Consider the following 14,700-nt stretch of genomic DNA (forward strand, 5'->3'; position numbering starts at 1 on the left):
GCCATGCATGTCGCCCTGATCTCGCCGCCGCTGCCGAGCCATTTGTCCACCCATCTGGTGCTGGGCGAGGCGCTGGTCGCCCTCGGCCACCGGGTCACCCTGTTGCACCAGGTGGAGGTGGGCGATCGGACGCTCCCAGCGGGTATCCAGTTTCAGGCCATAGGCGCGACCAGCCATCCACGTGGCAGCCTGGCGCCCTTGCTCGCCCGTACCGCCAGCAGCAAGCCCTGGTCGGTGTTCGGGGTGATCGCCGACATGGCACGCAATACCGAATTGTTCTGCCGCGAAGGCCCGACCGCCTTGCGCGACCTGGGTGTCGACTGCCTCATCGCCGACCAGATGGAACCGGCCGGTGGCCTGCTCGGCGACCACCTGGGTCTGCCCTATGCCTCGCTGGCCTGCGCCGTGCCGATGAATCGCGAGCCCTATCTGCCGCTGCCCACCCTGCCCTTCGCCTATCCCGGCACCGAGCGGGAGCGGCAGATCGTCCAGGGCGCCACCCAGGTGTTCGACCTGATGATGCGCAGCCAGGGCAAGGTCATCCAGCGCCAGGCTCAGGCCTTCGGCCTTGGCGACCGGCGCACCCTCGACGACTGCTTCTCGCCGTATCTGCAGTTGAGCCAATGCCTGCCGGGCTTCGACTTTCCGCGCCGCGCACCGCCACCGCACTTCCACGAAGTCGGGCCGCTGCGCTCGCCGGCGGTGCGTGAGCAACGGCTGGAATTGGAAATCGATCCACGCCGGCCCTTCGTCTTCGCCTCCTTCGGCACCCTGCAGGGTGGCCGGCTACCGCTGTTCCGCCGCATCGCCCAGGCCTGTCGCCTACTCGATGTCCAGGTACTGATCGCTCACTGCGGGCGGCTGGACCCCAGCGCCGAGCGGCGTCTGCTGGACGACGGCGCCACCTGGGTGACCGACTTCGCGCCCCAGGAAGCGGCCATCGCCCGCGCCGATGCGGTCATCACCCATGGTGGCTTCAATACCGTGCTGGACGCCCTGGCGGCCGGCAAACCCATGCTCGCCCTGCCCATGGTCTTCGACCAGCCCGGCATCGCCCGGCGGTTGGAGCGGGTCGGCGCCGGCATCTGCCTGGCGCCGCGCCTGGCCAGCAAGGCACGCCTCACCCAGGCCCTTGGCGCGGTGCTGGCCGATCCCGGCTATCGCCAGGCAGCCGAGCGGTTCGTGCCCATTACCCAGGCAGCCGGCGGTGTCTCGGCTGCCGCCCGCCTGGTGGATGGCCTGGCCCGAAGAGGGCTCGACCGTGCGTCCTGATCTGTTGATCGTCGGCGGCGGCCTGGCCGGTGGCCTGCTCGCCCTGCGCCTGGCGGAGACGCGGCCAGAACTGGACTGGCGCCTGGTGGAAGCCGGCCCACGCCTGGGCGGCAACCACACCTGGTCCTTCCACGAACCGGATCTCACGGCGCCGCAGCATGCCTGGATCGAGCCCCTGGTCGCCCATCGCTGGCCGGGCTACGAGGTGCGCTTCCCCAAGCGGCAGCGACAGCTCGGCAGCGGCTACGCCAGCATCAGCGCCGAACGTTTCCATGAGGTGCTGAGCGCGCGCCTGCCCGCCGAACGCCTGCTGCTGGGTCGCCAGGTGCTGCGCCTACAGGACGACGGCGTGGTCTTCGCCGATGGCTACACCCTGGCCGCCGGCGCGGTGATCGACGCCCGCGGCCCACGCTCCGATCCGGCGCTCTGGCTGGGCTATCAGAAATTCCTCGGCCAGGAGGTCCGCCTCACCCGCCCCCATGGCCTTTCCGAACCCATCGTGATGGACGCCACCGTCGATCAGTTGGACGGTTACCGCTTCGTCTACAGCCTGCCACTGGCCCCCGACCGGCTGCTGATCGAAGACACCTACTACGCCGACGGCGAAAGTCTGCCGGTCGAACGCCTGCGCCAGCACCTGGCCGACTATGCCGAGCAGCAGGGCTGGGAGATCGCCGAGGTGCTACGCGAGGAACAGGGCGTGCTGCCCATCACCCTGGGCGGCGATCTCGACCGCTACTGGGACAATGTCGTCGCCGGGGCGCCCATCGGCCTGGCCGCGGGCCTGTTCCACCCCACCACCGGTTACTCGCTGCCGGAGGCGGTGCGTCTGGCGGAGCACCTGGCCGCCCAGCCCTTCACCTCCAGTGCCGTGCTGCGCGACACCCTGCGGCACTACGCTCAGGGGCGCTGGCGGCAACAGGGCTTCTTCCGCCTGCTCAATCGCATGCTCTTTCTCGCTGGCCGCCCCGAACACCGGGTACGCGTCATGCAAAGGTTCTACGGCCTCGGCGAACCACTGATCCAGCGGTTCTACGCCGGCCGCCTCACCGCCTTCGATCGCCTGCGCATTCTCTCCGGCAAACCGCCGGTACCGCTGAAACCGGCCCTGGATGCCGCGTTGGCGCGTCCCCCTCAGTTCAAGGAAGCACCATGACCCAAGGTAACGGGCCCAAGCGGGCCATCGTCATCGGCGCCGGCTTTGGCGGTATCGCCCTGGCGATCCGCCTGCAGTCGGCCGGCATCGCCACCACCCTCATCGAGGGTCGCGACAAGCCCGGCGGTCGTGCCTATGTCTATGAAGACGCCGGCTTCACCTTCGATGCCGGCCCCACCGTCATCACCGATCCGTCGGCGCTGGAAGAGCTGTTCGCCCTGAGCGGCCGGCGGATGAGCGACTATGTGGAGCTCCTCCCGGTCAGCCCTTTCTACCAACTGTGTTGGGAAGACGGCACCCGCTTCGACTACGTCAACGACCAGGCCCGTCTGGACGAGCAGATCCGTGCCCTGGAACCGGACGACGTGGCTGGCTACCAGCGCTTTCTGGCCTATTCCCAAGCGGTGTTCGAAGAGGGCTACCTCCGTCTCGGCGCCAAGCCCTTCCTCAAGGTCGGCGACATGCTCGCCGCTGGCCCCAAGCTGGCCCAGCTCACCGCCTGGCGCAGCGTCTACACCCAGGTGTCGCGCTTCGTGAAGAGCGAGAAGCTGCGCCAGGCGCTGTCCTTTCACACCCTGCTGGTGGGCGGCAATCCCTTCGCCACCTCCTCGATCTATGCGCTGATCCATGCACTGGAGCGCAAGTGGGGCGTCTGGTTCGCCAAGGGCGGTACCCATCAGTTGGTCCTGGGTCTGCTGAAACTCTTTAGCGACCTCGGTGGCGAGCTGCGGCTGAATGCGCCGGTGGAACGCATCCTCACCGAAGGCAATCGCGCTACCGGCGTCTGCCTGGCCGATGGCAGCCAGATCCCGGCCGACCTGGTGGCCTCCAACGCCGACGTGGTGCACACCTATCGCAAGCTGCTCGGTCACCACACCCATGGCGTGGTCGAGAGCAACCGCCTCAAGCGCAAGAGACACAGCATGTCGCTGTTCGTCATCCACTTCGGTCTGAGCCAGCCGCCGGTGGGTCTCGAACACCACATGGTCTGTTTCGGCCAGCGTTATCGCGGTCTGATCGACGAATTGTTCAAGGGCCCGGGCGTCCCGGACGATTTCTCGCTCTACCTGCATTCGCCCTGCGTCACCGACCCCTCGCTGGCGCCACCTGGCCAGAGCGCCCACTACGTGCTAGCGCCGGTGCCGCACCTGGGCAATGCCGACGTCGACTGGAGCGTGGAAGGCCCACGCCTACGCGACAAGATCCTCGCCTATTTGGAAGAGCGCTACATGCCGGGCCTGCGAGCCAATCTGGTCACTTCGCGCATCTTCACTCCAGCCGACTTCCGTCAGGAGCTCAATGCCCACGTCGGCTCGGCCTTCTCCCTGGAGCCCATCCTCACCCAGAGCGCCTGGTTCCGCCCGCACAATCGCGATAAGGTCATTCCCAACCTCTACCTGGTCGGCGCGGGCACCCATCCCGGCGCGGGCGTTCCGGGCGTGGTGGGTTCGGCCAAAGCCACCGCCAGCGTCATCCTCGAGGAGCACGGTTAGCCATGACTGCCACCCATGACGTCGTCGACCACGCCGAGCAGAGCATCGCCGTCGGCTCCAAGAGCTTTGCCGCGGCCGCCAAGCTGTTCGCACCCGAGACCCGCGAGAGCGCCGTGCTGCTCTATGCCTGGTGCCGCCATTGCGACGATGTCATCGACGGCCAGGAGCTGGGCCACGGCCAGGTCGAGGGCGACCGCCGTGGCGGTCGGGAACGCCTGGTCGAGCTGGAACGGCTGACCCGCGCCGCCTATGGCGATGAGCTCCTGCAGGATCCGGCCTTCGCCGCCTTCCAGCGGGTGGTCAAGCGCCACGGAATCCCCCTGGCCCTGCCGCTGGACCACCTGGCCGGTTTTCGCATGGACGTCGAGGAGCGCGTCTATGTGGAGCTGGAAGACACCCTGGAGTACTGCTACCACGTCGCCGGTGTGGTCGGAGTGATGATGGCACGCATCATGGGCGCCGAAGACGAGGAGACCCTGGATCGCGCCTGTGACCTGGGCATGGCCTTCCAGCTCACCAACATCGCCCGCGACATCGTCGAGGACGCCCGCATCGGCCGCATCTACCTGCCACGGTTGTGGCTCGACGAGCTCGGCGTACCGGCCGAAGAGCTGGCCGACTCCCGCCATCGCGCGACGGTCGCCCAATTGGCCGAGCGGTTGGTACGCCTGGCCGAGCCCTACTACGACTCGGCGCGCCAGGGCCTCGCCGCCCTGCCCCTGCGCTCGGCCTGGGCCATCGCCACCGCGCGGGGCGTCTATCGCGAGATCGGCGTGCAGGTGCTGCACCTGGGCGCCCATGCCTGGGACCAACGCGTCAGCACCAGCACCGCCGACAAGCTGCGCCTGGTCTGCCGCGGCGCCGCGCGCGCCATGCTTTCCCGGCACCAGCGCGACGAGCCGCGCCCGGCCATGCTCTGGACCCGACCGCGCCGCTGACGCCAGCGATTACGCTTCGGTCACATTTGCGTGCATCTCGGGGATGCCCAACAGCAAACTTTTATGCGATAAACGGGTCGGATTAAAGCGACCCCTCGCGGGCCGCGGATGGATGGATGCCTGAGCCAGAGCGCTGCATCCGGTAGTCAGCCTACGAGTATGGGATTTGCACATGCACAAGACGGAAACGGCTGTTTCACACGATCGCTTCGCTGCCTCCTCGTCACTACTTGCCCTTGGCCTTTCCGCTAACGCGCAGTCCGGTTACAAGCCAGAATTCTTCAACGCCACCCAGTGGCGTACCCTGGTCGCCCTGTGCGCTCATCTGCAGGCCGACAGCCAGCAGGCCGATGCTCGCCTGCCCGAATTCATCGATCGCCATATGCTCACCCCCTACGCCCATGGCGACCGCTCCAACATCGTCGATCCCTTCGACGAACAGGCGCAGGTCCAGCAGGGCGCCAATCTGCGCGACCTGCTGCGTGACGGTCTGGCCGTGGTGGATAGCTATTGCACCGAGCGACTGGGTGCCGGTTTCGCCGACCTAGCGGCTGGCGAGCAGGCCCAGGTGGTCACCGCCGCCGAAGCGGGGACCCTGAATCCGCCGGCCAAGGAATTTATCGATCTGCTGCGCAACGAGAGCGAGCGCAGCCAGTACGCCCATTCGCTGTTCGCTGCCTACGACGACACCCCCGCCGTCGCCTGACCCCGGTTAGCGCCTCCCAGGAGGCGCTTCCGCTCCCGCCTAGTCCATGCCTTCCTGCACCTGATCCCGGGCCTTGCGCTCACGCGAGGAATCCAGGGCGCCGCCGTGTATCTCACGCAACTGCTGTTTGAGCTGCTGGGTGGTTGGCGCCAGCAGGAAGCCGAAGGACACGCAGCCGTCCTTGCCGTCCACCGCATGGTGCATGCGGTGCGCCTGATAGAGCCGTTTCAGATAGCCGGTGCGCGGCACGTAGCGGAACGGCCAGCGCTGATGGACCAGGCCATCGTGGGCGATGAAGTACAGCAGGCCGTAGAGGGTCATGCCGGCGCCGATCCATTGCAGGCGCCAGTAACCGGCATTGCCCAGGGCGATCAGCAGGATGGCGAGGCCGGCGAAGACGACCGCATAGAGGTCGTTCTTCTCGAACCAACCCGTGCGCGGGCGGTGGTGGGATTCATGCCAGCCCCACCCCCAGCCGTGCATGATGTACTTGTGCGACCACCAGGCGAAGGCTTCCATGCCAGCCACGGTGGCCAGCACGATTCCCGCATTGATCAGTAGCTCCAACGTTACCTCCGCACCCACCTGCTCAGGACGTCGCGACCGGCTCGGCCAGGGAGCCGGCGGTCTCGCCCAGCAGGGGCGAATCCACTGGTAGATAGACCTGCAGGATACCCGGACGCACCTCGAATCTCACCCGGTCGCGCTTGACCGGTTCGCCATCGAGATTCATGTCCAGACCTTCGGCGGCTTCCAACTCCACCCAGGGCAGGCGCGCGCGGATAAACATCTCTTCGGTGCTGAAGCCTTTGCTGAGGAATTCGCCAAGGGTACCGAGCACGTCCTGGGACGCCGGCAGGATGCCCACGTCGAGCAGGCCATCGTTGACCACGGCGGTGGGACAGAGCACATGGCCACCGCCCGCCTGACGACCATTACCGATGCCCAGGGCGAGGAATTCACCTTCCCACTCGAAACCCGGCCCGCGGAAATGGCCGTGGGCCGAATGCACCTCGGCGAAGCGGGTCAGGCCGGTGAGCAGATAGGCCGCCCCGCCCAGCAGGCGCTTGAGTTCACCCGGGGTATTGGCGGTGACCTGGGAGCCGAAGCCACCGGTGGCCATGTTGAGGAACAGTTGACCATCCGCCGCGACCAGGTCGATGGCGCTGGTCGGGCCGTCCAGCAGCGCCAGGGCCGCCGCGGGTTCTACCGGCACCCCCGCTGCGCGGGCGAAGTCATTGGCGGTGCCCAGCGGCAGCAGACCGAGGCGCGCCTGGCTGTGGTTCTGGGCCATGGCTTCGGCCACCGCGCGCAGGGTGCCGTCGCCACCGGCCGCCACCAGGGTGCCATAGCCTTCGCGGGTCGCCTGCTCGACGAAGCGCGCCGCATCGTCTTCTTCCCAGGTTACCCGCACATCGATGCGATGACCGGCGGCACGCCGTTCGAGAATGGCCTCTCGAACGTCCTCGTTACCGGTTTCCTTGCCATTGAGAATGACCAGGGCTGCGTCAGCCAGGGTGCCTGTCGTCGTCATGTCTGTCGTCCAAGGTTGGCGCTGCGCGGCGAGATGCCGCGTCAGGTACCGGGCAGAGCCCGGCGTGCGATTCTGGAGACTAGGACTGTGGCCCAACGGCCACGTTCAGTCCTGACGATCGGTTGGCTACGCCTTGAGCAATTCCGCGAGGGGAATGAAGCGCACCAAGTCACCGACGGCGAAGGTGCGGTCCTCACGGATCTCCACCAGACCATGGGCCCAGGCCGCGGTTTGCAGCACATTGGAACCCTGGTTGCGATGGGGCACCGCCCGGCCATTCTCCAGGCGCGCGCGCTGGTATTCACGGCGCGCCCCGGCTCGCGGCCAGTCGAAACCCGCCGGTACCTCGACGCTCAGCGGCGCCACGTCGATCTTGCCGGCCCGGCGCAGCAGATAGGGCCGCGCCAGCAGGCCAAAGGCCACCAGGGTCGAGGCGGGATTGCCCGGCAGGCCGATCAGCGGGATACCGCGAAAACGCCCACAGGTCAGCGGCTTGCCCGGCTTGAGCGCCAGCTTCCACAGGGTCAGCTCGCCTTCCTCGCGCAGTGCCTGGCCCAGATAGTCGGCCTCCCCTACCGAGACGCCGCCGGTGGACAGGATCAGATCGGCCTGCAGCGCGCCGAGCCGCTGGCGGGTCTCGGCGAGGTCGTCCGGTAGGATGCCCTGGTCCGAGACCTCGCAGCCCAGCCGCCGCAGCCAACTGATGAGCAGGGCACGATTGCTGTTGTAGATCTGCCCCGGTCCCAGGGGCTGCCCAGGCGCCACGAGTTCATCGCCGGTGGACAGGACCGCTACCTTGGGGCGCCGAAAGACGTCCAGCCGGGCACGCCCGAGGGAGGCCGCGACGCCCAGTTCCACCGGGCCCAGGGCAGTACCAGCCGACAGGACCTCGTCCCCCACCTTGACCTCGTTGCCGCGGCGGCGGATGTTGCGCCCCGCTCGCAGTTGCTCGACGAAACGGACCCGACCGTCGTCCAGCACCTCGGTGTTCTCCTGCATTTCCACGCAGTCGGCACCCGCCGGCACCGGCGCGCCGGTAAAGATGCGCGCACAGGTGCCTGGCTCCAGCGGCGCCGGTGCCTGGCCGGCGAAGATACGCTGGGAAACCCGCAGCGGCTCGCCCTGCCAGTCATCCAGGCGCAAGGCATAGCCGTCCATGGCACTGTTGTCCCAGGGCGGCAGGTCCAGGTCGGCGATCAGCGGAGCGGCCAGGATGCGCCCGTCGGCGTCTTCCAGGGCGACGCGCTCCTGGGGCAAGGGACCGTCTTCGGCGGCCATGGCCAGCAACCGCGCCAGGGCCTCTTCCAGCGATAGCAGGCTCATCCGCGCGGCCCGCAGGGTTCGGCCTGCTTCAGATGCGGCACGAAGTTGCAGGGGCGATGACGGTTGTCCAGCTGCTCGGCGAGGATGCCGTCCCAGGCGGTGCGGCAGGCATTGGTCGAACCGGGCAGGCAGCAGACCAGGGTGCCGTTGGCCAGACCGGCCAGGGCACGGGACTGCACGGTGGAGGTGCCGATGTCGGCCACGGAGATCTGGCGGAACAGCTCGCCGAAGCCGTCCACCTGCTTGTCTAGCAGGCAGGCCACGGCTTCCGGGGTGCTGTCGCGACCGGTGAAGCCGGTGCCACCGGTGATGAGCACCACCTGCACCTGGTCTTCGGCGATCCAGTGGGCGACCTGGGCGCGGATCCGGTAGAGGTCATCCTTGAGCAGCACGCGGTCGGCGAGGAAGTGGCCGGCGGCCTGCAGGCGGTCGACGAACAGCTGACCCGAGGTATCGGTCTCGAAGGTGCGGGTGTCACTGACCGTGAGGACAGCAACGTTCAGCGGTACGAAAACCGCCTCGGCTTTATGGCTCATCTGCTTGGGTTTCCGAAGAGTGCGAAAGAAAGGGTGCAGCGGAAGACCGCTGGACGGGCAGCGGGTTTCCCGTGGGTGAGGTGACCAGGGGTGGCCAGGAGGCGAGCGCTCCGGCAGGGAGGCTCGCTGTCGGCCACCAGGGTCAGGGAAGACATCCGCGCGGGCTGCATATCGACAGCCTAGAGGAAAAGCCGACGCCCCTTCAACCCGCAGGGGCGCGACCGGCCATGGCTAGCGCTGGCGCTGTTCGCCCTCGGCATGGCTGTCCCACTTGATGGGTCGCGGATCGGCGATGTCGTTGGCGTCCTGGCTGAAGCGACCATATTGCGGCGCGATATCTGGGTCCTCTTCCCAGGTCGCCTGCTGGGTGAAGGTGCCGGCCTTGCGATCGAAGGTGAGGAAGTGCCGGGCCGTCTTGCCACCCCAGTCCGCAGACGGCAGCGAGATGAAATCCACCTGGTACTTATCGTCGGTCAGTTGGCCATGCACCACGTAGACGCCATAGTGCTCCTCGCCCGGCGAGATGATCTTGTAGACGCCATTGCTGTAGTAATAGAGGGTGGCGTCGGGATAGGGCTTCTTCTCGTAGAGCTTTTCGTAGAACAGCTTCTGCCGGATGGTCGGCTTGCCGAAGGTGACCTTGATCGAGGGCGGTTCGCCACCGCCCGCGCCAAAGGCGGGCAAGGCCGCCAGGGCCAGGGCGGAAAGCAGCATCGTCTTCATCGTTTCCAAACTCCTTCTGGGCAGGGACTCCCCTCCACCAGGCGGAGAGGATCAAAGGTGTCTAGTACGCCCCTTTGCAGGGCACGCCCGAGTCTAGCCCAGGGCTGCTGCCCGAACAAACCCCGCCAGAGCCGGCAGCCAGGGCTTAAACCGGGCTAGGATGGGCGCCCGCTTCCCACGTCCTGACACTCGAGGTCTTTTGCATGTCCCTCCTGCCCGCTTCCATCCTGATCCTTGCCGGCGGGCGCGGCCAACGCATGGGCGGGCGCGACAAGGGCCTGGTGGAATGGCAGGGCCAGCCGCTGGTGGCCAAGGTACAGGCGGCGGTGCGAACGCTGACCGATGACCTGGTGATCTCCTGCAACCGCAACGCGCCGCTCTATGCTCGATGGGCCGACCAACTGGTGGCCGATGACCAGCCGGACTTTCCCGGCCCCCTGGCCGGCATCCTCGCCGGCCTCGCCGTGGCGCGGCATGACTGGGTGCTGCTGCTGCCCTGCGATGCGCCCCGTATCGATACCGCCCTCGCCCGGCAGCTGCTGACCGCAGCCCAGGCGAGCGACGGCCCGGTGATGGCGCGCCAGGGCGGCTACTGGCAACCGCTGTTCAGCGCCCTGCCCCGGCGCCTGCTGCCGGCGCTGCGCCAGGCCTGGGCAGGCGGCGAGCGCAGTCCGCGTGGGGCCCTGCTGCCGCTGGGTCTGACCGCGGTGGATTTCGCCGAAGACGATATCCGCCTGGCCAACTTCAACGATCCCACAGCCCTGGAAAGCGCGATCCGACCCTAGGTTCTGTACGAAAAGTCGACGAGCGAAGGTCAGGCGAGGCGAAAAAGGCTGAGGAAGCGGAGTTTACGAGCGGTAAATGAGCATTCCGAAGCCTTTTTCAACGAAGCATCACCGAGCGCAGGCACTTTTCGTACAGAACCTAGCGACCCATCGAGCCAGAGGGTGTGACTCACCGGTTCCCGGACGAACTTGGCCCCGCGCCAGCGGTCCTAAGGCCGCTTGGTTGCCAAGAAAGGAGACCGTCATATGAACAAGCACCTGTTCCCCGCCGCCCTGTTGGTCGTCGCCAGCACTCTGCTCGCCGGCTGCTCCACGCCCAGCGTCATCACCCTCAACGATGGCCGCGAGATCCAGGCCACCGACACGCCGAAGTACGATGACGACTCGGGTTTCTATACCTTCAAGCAGCTCGACGGCAAACCGACCCGCATCAACAAGGACCAGGTTCGCACCATTAAGGAGCTCTGATTCCTGCCCGGCGCGATTTTTTTACCTAACCCCTTGTGCTTGCATGAGTTTTAGGTAGAATGCGCGCCATCCATTACGGAGCGTAGCGCAGCTTGGTAGCGCGTCTCGTTCGGGACGAGAAGGTCGCTGGTTCGAATCCAGTCGCTCCGACCATTGCCTTGTTTCTGGTAGTCCCAAGCAGTACCAGAAACGCCCTCAAAAGCCCGCCCAGTGCGGGCTTTGTTGTTTCTGGTGGTTCCATGTAGTCTCTGGTCATTCCAACCCACCGTGTATGCCAATGTGTATGCCTCGGGAAAATTCGAACCAAAGGCATACAAGGAATGAAACGCCAAGACATCAAGCGTCGCCCCCTTTCCGACACAACCCTCTCTGGCCTTGAGCCTGAAGCCGCCGTCTACCGCGAGCAGGATGGCAACGGCCTCTACTTCCGCGTCAAACCCAACGGCCAGAAAAGCTGGGAGCTTCGCTACAAGAAGCCGGACGGCAAATGGTCCTGGCTCGGCCTGGGCGCCTACCCTGCCGTGAGTGGTGCCGCCGCCCGCGCCAAGGCCGCCGAGTTGAAAGCCGAGGTAGCCACCGGCAAGAGCCCGATGCTGACTAAGCGCGAGCGCAAGGCCGCCGAGGCACTGGCCGCCACCAACACCTTCGAGAAGCTGGCGCGTGAGTGGTACGACGCACGCAAGCCACGCTGGGAGGACGGCACCGCCCGACGGATCATCGGCGCCCTCGAGTTGCACGTTTTCCCCGTCTTCGGCCCGCGCCCCTTCACTGAGATTATGCCCATCGAGTGGATGGAGTTCCTGCGGGGCATGGAGCGCAAAGGCATCATTGACCAGATGGGCAACGTGCGCCGCTTCTGCAAGGAGATCTACGACCTTGCCAGGGTCACCGGGCGGGCCACCCACAACCCTCTCGAAGGACTGCATAGGTTCCTGCAGACCAAGCCGGCCGAGAACTATGCCCACGTCTCCCAGGAAGAGCTGCCCGAGCTGCTGCGAGCAATGGGCGCCTATCCCCATGCGCATGACATCCGCCTCGGCCTGAAGCTGCTGATGCTGACGGGTGTGCGGCCGAGCGAGCTACGGGAAGCGCCATGGGCTGAGTTCGATCTCGAGGCGGCGATTTGGAACATCCCTGCGGCTCGCATGAAGAAGCGTCGCGATCACCTGGTTCCCCTGTCGCGCCAGGCGCTCGAGCTGCTGAAGGGAATACAGGAGCTGAATGGGCACTATCCCCTTCTCTTCCCAGGTCGCAACGACCGCAAGAAGCCTCGGAGCAACATGGCCTTCAACATGGCCCTCCGGCGCATGGGCTACGAGGGCAGGCAGACAGGCCACGGCTTCCGCCACATCGCATCGACGACTCTTCGGGAGCACGGTTTTCCTCGCGAGCATGTTGAGGCGCAACTCGCTCATGCCGAGCAGGGCGTTGCGGGCGTTTATAACAAGGCCATTTACCTCGATCAGCGGCGAGTGATGATGCAGTGGTATGCGGATCATTTGGACAAACTTGAAAAAGGCAACGTCGTTACGGTCGACTTTCAAGCCAAAGGATAATCTCAATGTCATCTTATGAATTCAAAGAGTGGCTCAACTATTCAGAGGCCGCCGCTTACCTATCGGATAAAACCGGACGAAAGTTTGACGAAGACGCCATTGATAGGGCTGCGACCAACAACATAGTCCGGGCACACTATTGGCCAACCGATGACGCAGACCTAGGTGTTTTCAGTATCGTTTACGACGAAGAAAGAATGAAGAAGCTGCCACCATTCTTCGCGCGCTATGTCGAGTCACCGGTACCTGTTTTTCTAGAAAAATCGGAATATATAGTTCATTTCGAGGGGCCTGTACCAATTACCCATTATCAAATTTTCGCCATCAACTGCAGGGCAGGACATCAACAGCCTATTGGCATTACTGTTCAAATCAATCCGCTGGATAGTGGAGTAATAACCGTCGGCGGCTGCTACAGAGTCGGTGAAGATGGAAAGCCCATCAGCCTGAAGGAAGGTCACTATGACTTCTTCATCCACATCACTGACCTGGAGCAGCTTGCAGCAACTCTGCCTAACCAACCACAGCTGCCCCCGTGCATCTGCAACTTGAACCTCCTCAAGTCGCCAGACGAGGACAGCTCAGAAGATATTCCTTTCATCAACAGTCCCGCGCCGTGGATGGCTTATCCCATTACTAATCGCCGAGAGACAAGCAACGTACGGCCAAGCACAACCGCTGCGCCCAAGCGCCCGGAGCCACTACTCAGAACAATTGGCTTCGCTGCCCACCTGATTGCAGAGTTGGGTGACAAGCTCGATCAACTCGAGAAGGTGGGAAATCGGAAGAGAGGGCTTTCGTGTGGCGATAAACCCAACTGCTCGACCATCTCGAAAGAGCTTGCGCGTATAGCGGCTGAGCACAACTACGAACTGAAAAGCGATGGATTCAGCAAAACGCTGAGCGCAGCGCTCAGGCACCTGCACCCCTGATTTTCCGAATTCGGAATTCGGAAAAAAAGCCGGTCAGGCGCCGTAACCCAGCACTCTTCGCTCCGTCATCGAGAACGCATTACGGAGACGAAGATGCATCATCCCTCACCTACGGCGCATTGCGCTGACCTCTGGACGCCCCGTCGCGCAGCCCAAGCGCTGGGCGTCTCCCTTCGCACGCTGGCCACCTGGCGCAGCACTGGCCGCCATGACCTGCCGTTCCTCAAAGTCGGGCGCCTGGTGCGCTATCGCGAGCAGGACGTCGCCCACTGGCTGGAATCTCGCTGTCAGGGAGGTGCCGAATGATCCTCGCCATCCCCCAGCAAACCACTCCCGCCCTACCAAATACTTGTAGCAGCGTTTGCTACAAGTCCGCCGCATATCGTTCCTCAGTAGTCCAAGGGAAGCTTGGCACGTCCAGAAACCAAGGCGTGCCAACCATGACAAACACTCCCAAATCCAACCGCAACACCACGCCCCGGCGCCGGTGCCCTGACTGCGGCGCGTCCCTGGTGAAGCGCAGCTCGACGAGCAAACACCTGCTGCTGTCGCGCACTTTCCTTATCTGCCGGAATCCGGTGTGCGGCGCGACCTTCCTGGGTATCGACGAGATCACCCATCGCCTCAGTCCATCCAGTCAGCCAAACCCTGACGTCACCCTTCCCTACGCGCCAAACGCCCTCCGCCGAGCGGCATCGGCCGACCTGGAGCAGGATCCCGGATCGAATTGCCCCGGCCAGGTCGAGAGAGGTGCAGCGTGAGCGCGAACTCCAACAAACAACCCGTCAGCCTCAGCCAGGAATCGCTGCGATTTGTGCGTATGCCCGAGCTGCTCGCCTTGACCTGCCTTTCCCGCACCACGGCGCATCGCCTGATGAAGACTGACCCGACCTTCCCCAAGCCGGTCAAGCTCAGCGACAGCGGTGCCCGCAACGCCCCCGTAGGCTTCGTCCTTGGCGAGGTCCAGGCCTGGATCGAAGGCCGTATCGCTGCCAGGGAGCAACGTGCATGAGCAAGCCGGCACAGAGCGCATTCCGCCCCATCGAGCGCATCAACCTGGGCAATCGCCTGCTGCGGCGCCGCGAGGTGGAACTCAAGACCGGCAAAAGCCGGGCTGCGATCTATGCCGACATTCGTGCCGGCATCTTCCCGGAGCCGGTCCCCATCGGCCGGAGCAGCGTCGCGTGGCTGGAAGCGGAAATCGATCAGTGGATCGCCGACCGTCTCGCCGAGCGAAAGCTCATCAGCGCTGCTCCCTAGGCCTAGCAGTCCCCTACC

General features: G+C 65.1%; 18 protein-coding genes and 1 tRNA gene. 14 read left to right on the forward strand and 5 right to left on the reverse strand.

Features of this window, described 5'->3' with window-relative positions:
- The first annotated feature begins 3 nt into the window (after positions 1–3).
- From BMZ43_RS01965 to BMZ43_RS01985, 5 genes are all read left to right on the forward strand, one after another.
- On the forward strand, positions 4–1,272 hold the full coding sequence (locus BMZ43_RS01965) for a nucleotide disphospho-sugar-binding domain-containing protein (RefSeq protein WP_256562849.1): 1,269 nt from the start codon (positions 4–6) through the stop codon (positions 1,270–1,272).
- Positions 1,235–2,428 carry a lycopene beta-cyclase CrtY gene (gene crtY, locus BMZ43_RS01970; protein ID WP_093249366.1) on the forward strand — a complete coding sequence of 398 codons (1,194 nt, stop codon included), beginning with the start codon at positions 1,235–1,237 and terminating at the stop codon, positions 2,426–2,428. The genes BMZ43_RS01965 and crtY overlap by 38 nt, the downstream gene beginning before the upstream one ends.
- On the forward strand, positions 2,425–3,921 hold the full coding sequence (locus BMZ43_RS01975; protein ID WP_064308033.1) for a phytoene desaturase: 1,497 nt from the start codon (positions 2,425–2,427) through the stop codon (positions 3,919–3,921). The genes crtY and BMZ43_RS01975 overlap by 4 nt, the downstream gene beginning before the upstream one ends.
- A 2-nt stretch (positions 3,922–3,923) precedes the next feature.
- On the forward strand, positions 3,924–4,859 hold the full coding sequence (locus BMZ43_RS01980; protein WP_093249369.1) for a phytoene/squalene synthase family protein: 936 nt from the start codon (positions 3,924–3,926) through the stop codon (positions 4,857–4,859).
- Between the two features lie 172 nt (positions 4,860–5,031).
- Positions 5,032–5,565 carry a gluconate 2-dehydrogenase subunit 3 family protein gene (locus tag BMZ43_RS01985; RefSeq protein ID WP_017641813.1) on the forward strand — a complete coding sequence of 178 codons (534 nt, stop codon included), beginning with the start codon at positions 5,032–5,034 and terminating at the stop codon, positions 5,563–5,565.
- Positions 5,566–5,604: 39 nt separating this feature from the next.
- On the opposite strand, the gene BMZ43_RS01990 is transcribed toward BMZ43_RS01985, so the two are convergent.
- The 5 genes from BMZ43_RS01990 to BMZ43_RS02010 form a co-directional block, all read right to left on the reverse strand.
- On the reverse strand, positions 5,605–6,132 hold the full coding sequence (locus BMZ43_RS01990) for a sterol desaturase family protein (RefSeq protein WP_093249373.1): 528 nt from the start codon (positions 6,130–6,132) through the stop codon (positions 5,605–5,607).
- 22 nt (positions 6,133–6,154) lie between these two features.
- Complete coding sequence (gene yegS / locus BMZ43_RS01995; protein ID WP_064308030.1) at positions 6,155–7,099, reverse strand: lipid kinase YegS; 945 nt, start codon at positions 7,097–7,099, stop codon at positions 6,155–6,157.
- A 126-nt stretch (positions 7,100–7,225) separates the two neighbouring features.
- The gene (gene glp / locus BMZ43_RS02000) at positions 7,226–8,422 is read right to left on the reverse strand and encodes a molybdopterin molybdotransferase MoeA (protein WP_093249377.1); all 1,197 of its coding nucleotides are present in this window, start codon (positions 8,420–8,422) and stop codon (positions 7,226–7,228) included.
- On the reverse strand, positions 8,419–8,958 hold the full coding sequence (gene moaB / locus BMZ43_RS02005; protein WP_017641817.1) for a molybdenum cofactor biosynthesis protein B: 540 nt from the start codon (positions 8,956–8,958) through the stop codon (positions 8,419–8,421). The genes glp and moaB overlap by 4 nt, the downstream gene beginning before the upstream one ends.
- 231 nt (positions 8,959–9,189) lie before the next feature.
- Positions 9,190–9,681 (reverse strand): hypothetical protein, encoded by a 492-nt coding sequence (locus BMZ43_RS02010; protein ID WP_017641818.1) that lies wholly within the window; start codon positions 9,679–9,681, stop codon positions 9,190–9,192.
- A gap of 203 nt (positions 9,682–9,884) precedes the next feature.
- Between BMZ43_RS02010 and mobA the strand changes: the two genes are divergently transcribed.
- The 9 genes from mobA (at position 9,885) to BMZ43_RS02055 (ending at position 14,682) form a co-directional block, all read left to right on the forward strand.
- Positions 9,885–10,466: a molybdenum cofactor guanylyltransferase MobA gene (mobA, locus tag BMZ43_RS02015; RefSeq protein WP_093249380.1), complete on the forward strand. Its 582-nt coding sequence runs from the start codon at positions 9,885–9,887 to the stop codon at positions 10,464–10,466.
- 246 nt (positions 10,467–10,712) lie between these two features.
- Complete coding sequence (locus BMZ43_RS02020) at positions 10,713–10,934, forward strand: YgdI/YgdR family lipoprotein (RefSeq protein ID WP_064308028.1); 222 nt, start codon at positions 10,713–10,715, stop codon at positions 10,932–10,934.
- Positions 10,935–11,010: 76 nt separating this feature from the next.
- Positions 11,011–11,087 (forward strand) — tRNA-Pro (locus BMZ43_RS02025).
- 167 nt (positions 11,088–11,254) lie between these two features.
- Positions 11,255–12,490, forward strand: a complete 1,236-nt coding sequence (locus BMZ43_RS02030) for a tyrosine-type recombinase/integrase (RefSeq protein WP_093249384.1) — start codon at positions 11,255–11,257, stop codon at positions 12,488–12,490.
- 5 nt (positions 12,491–12,495) lie between these two features.
- Positions 12,496–13,422, forward strand: coding sequence for a hypothetical protein (locus tag BMZ43_RS02035; RefSeq protein WP_093249387.1), 927 nt, complete (start codon positions 12,496–12,498; stop codon positions 13,420–13,422).
- 93 nt (positions 13,423–13,515) lie between these two features.
- Positions 13,516–13,728 carry a helix-turn-helix domain-containing protein gene (locus tag BMZ43_RS02040; protein ID WP_093249391.1) on the forward strand — a complete coding sequence of 71 codons (213 nt, stop codon included), beginning with the start codon at positions 13,516–13,518 and terminating at the stop codon, positions 13,726–13,728.
- Between the two features lie 134 nt (positions 13,729–13,862).
- On the forward strand, positions 13,863–14,183 hold the full coding sequence (locus tag BMZ43_RS02045; protein WP_093249395.1) for an ogr/Delta-like zinc finger family protein: 321 nt from the start codon (positions 13,863–13,865) through the stop codon (positions 14,181–14,183).
- A gap of 59 nt (positions 14,184–14,242) precedes the next feature.
- On the forward strand, positions 14,243–14,434 hold the full coding sequence (locus BMZ43_RS02050; RefSeq protein WP_093249398.1) for a helix-turn-helix transcriptional regulator: 192 nt from the start codon (positions 14,243–14,245) through the stop codon (positions 14,432–14,434).
- A complete protein-coding gene (locus BMZ43_RS02055; protein WP_093249402.1) occupies positions 14,431–14,682 on the forward strand; it encodes a helix-turn-helix transcriptional regulator in 252 nt (83 codons plus the stop codon). The genes BMZ43_RS02050 and BMZ43_RS02055 overlap by 4 nt, the downstream gene beginning before the upstream one ends.
- Positions 14,683–14,700: the final 18 nt, after the last annotated feature.

Source organism: Pseudomonas sp. Snoq117.2 (assembly GCF_900110545.1).
Lineage (GTDB): Bacteria > Pseudomonadota > Gammaproteobacteria > Pseudomonadales > Pseudomonadaceae > Chryseomonas > Chryseomonas benzopyrenica.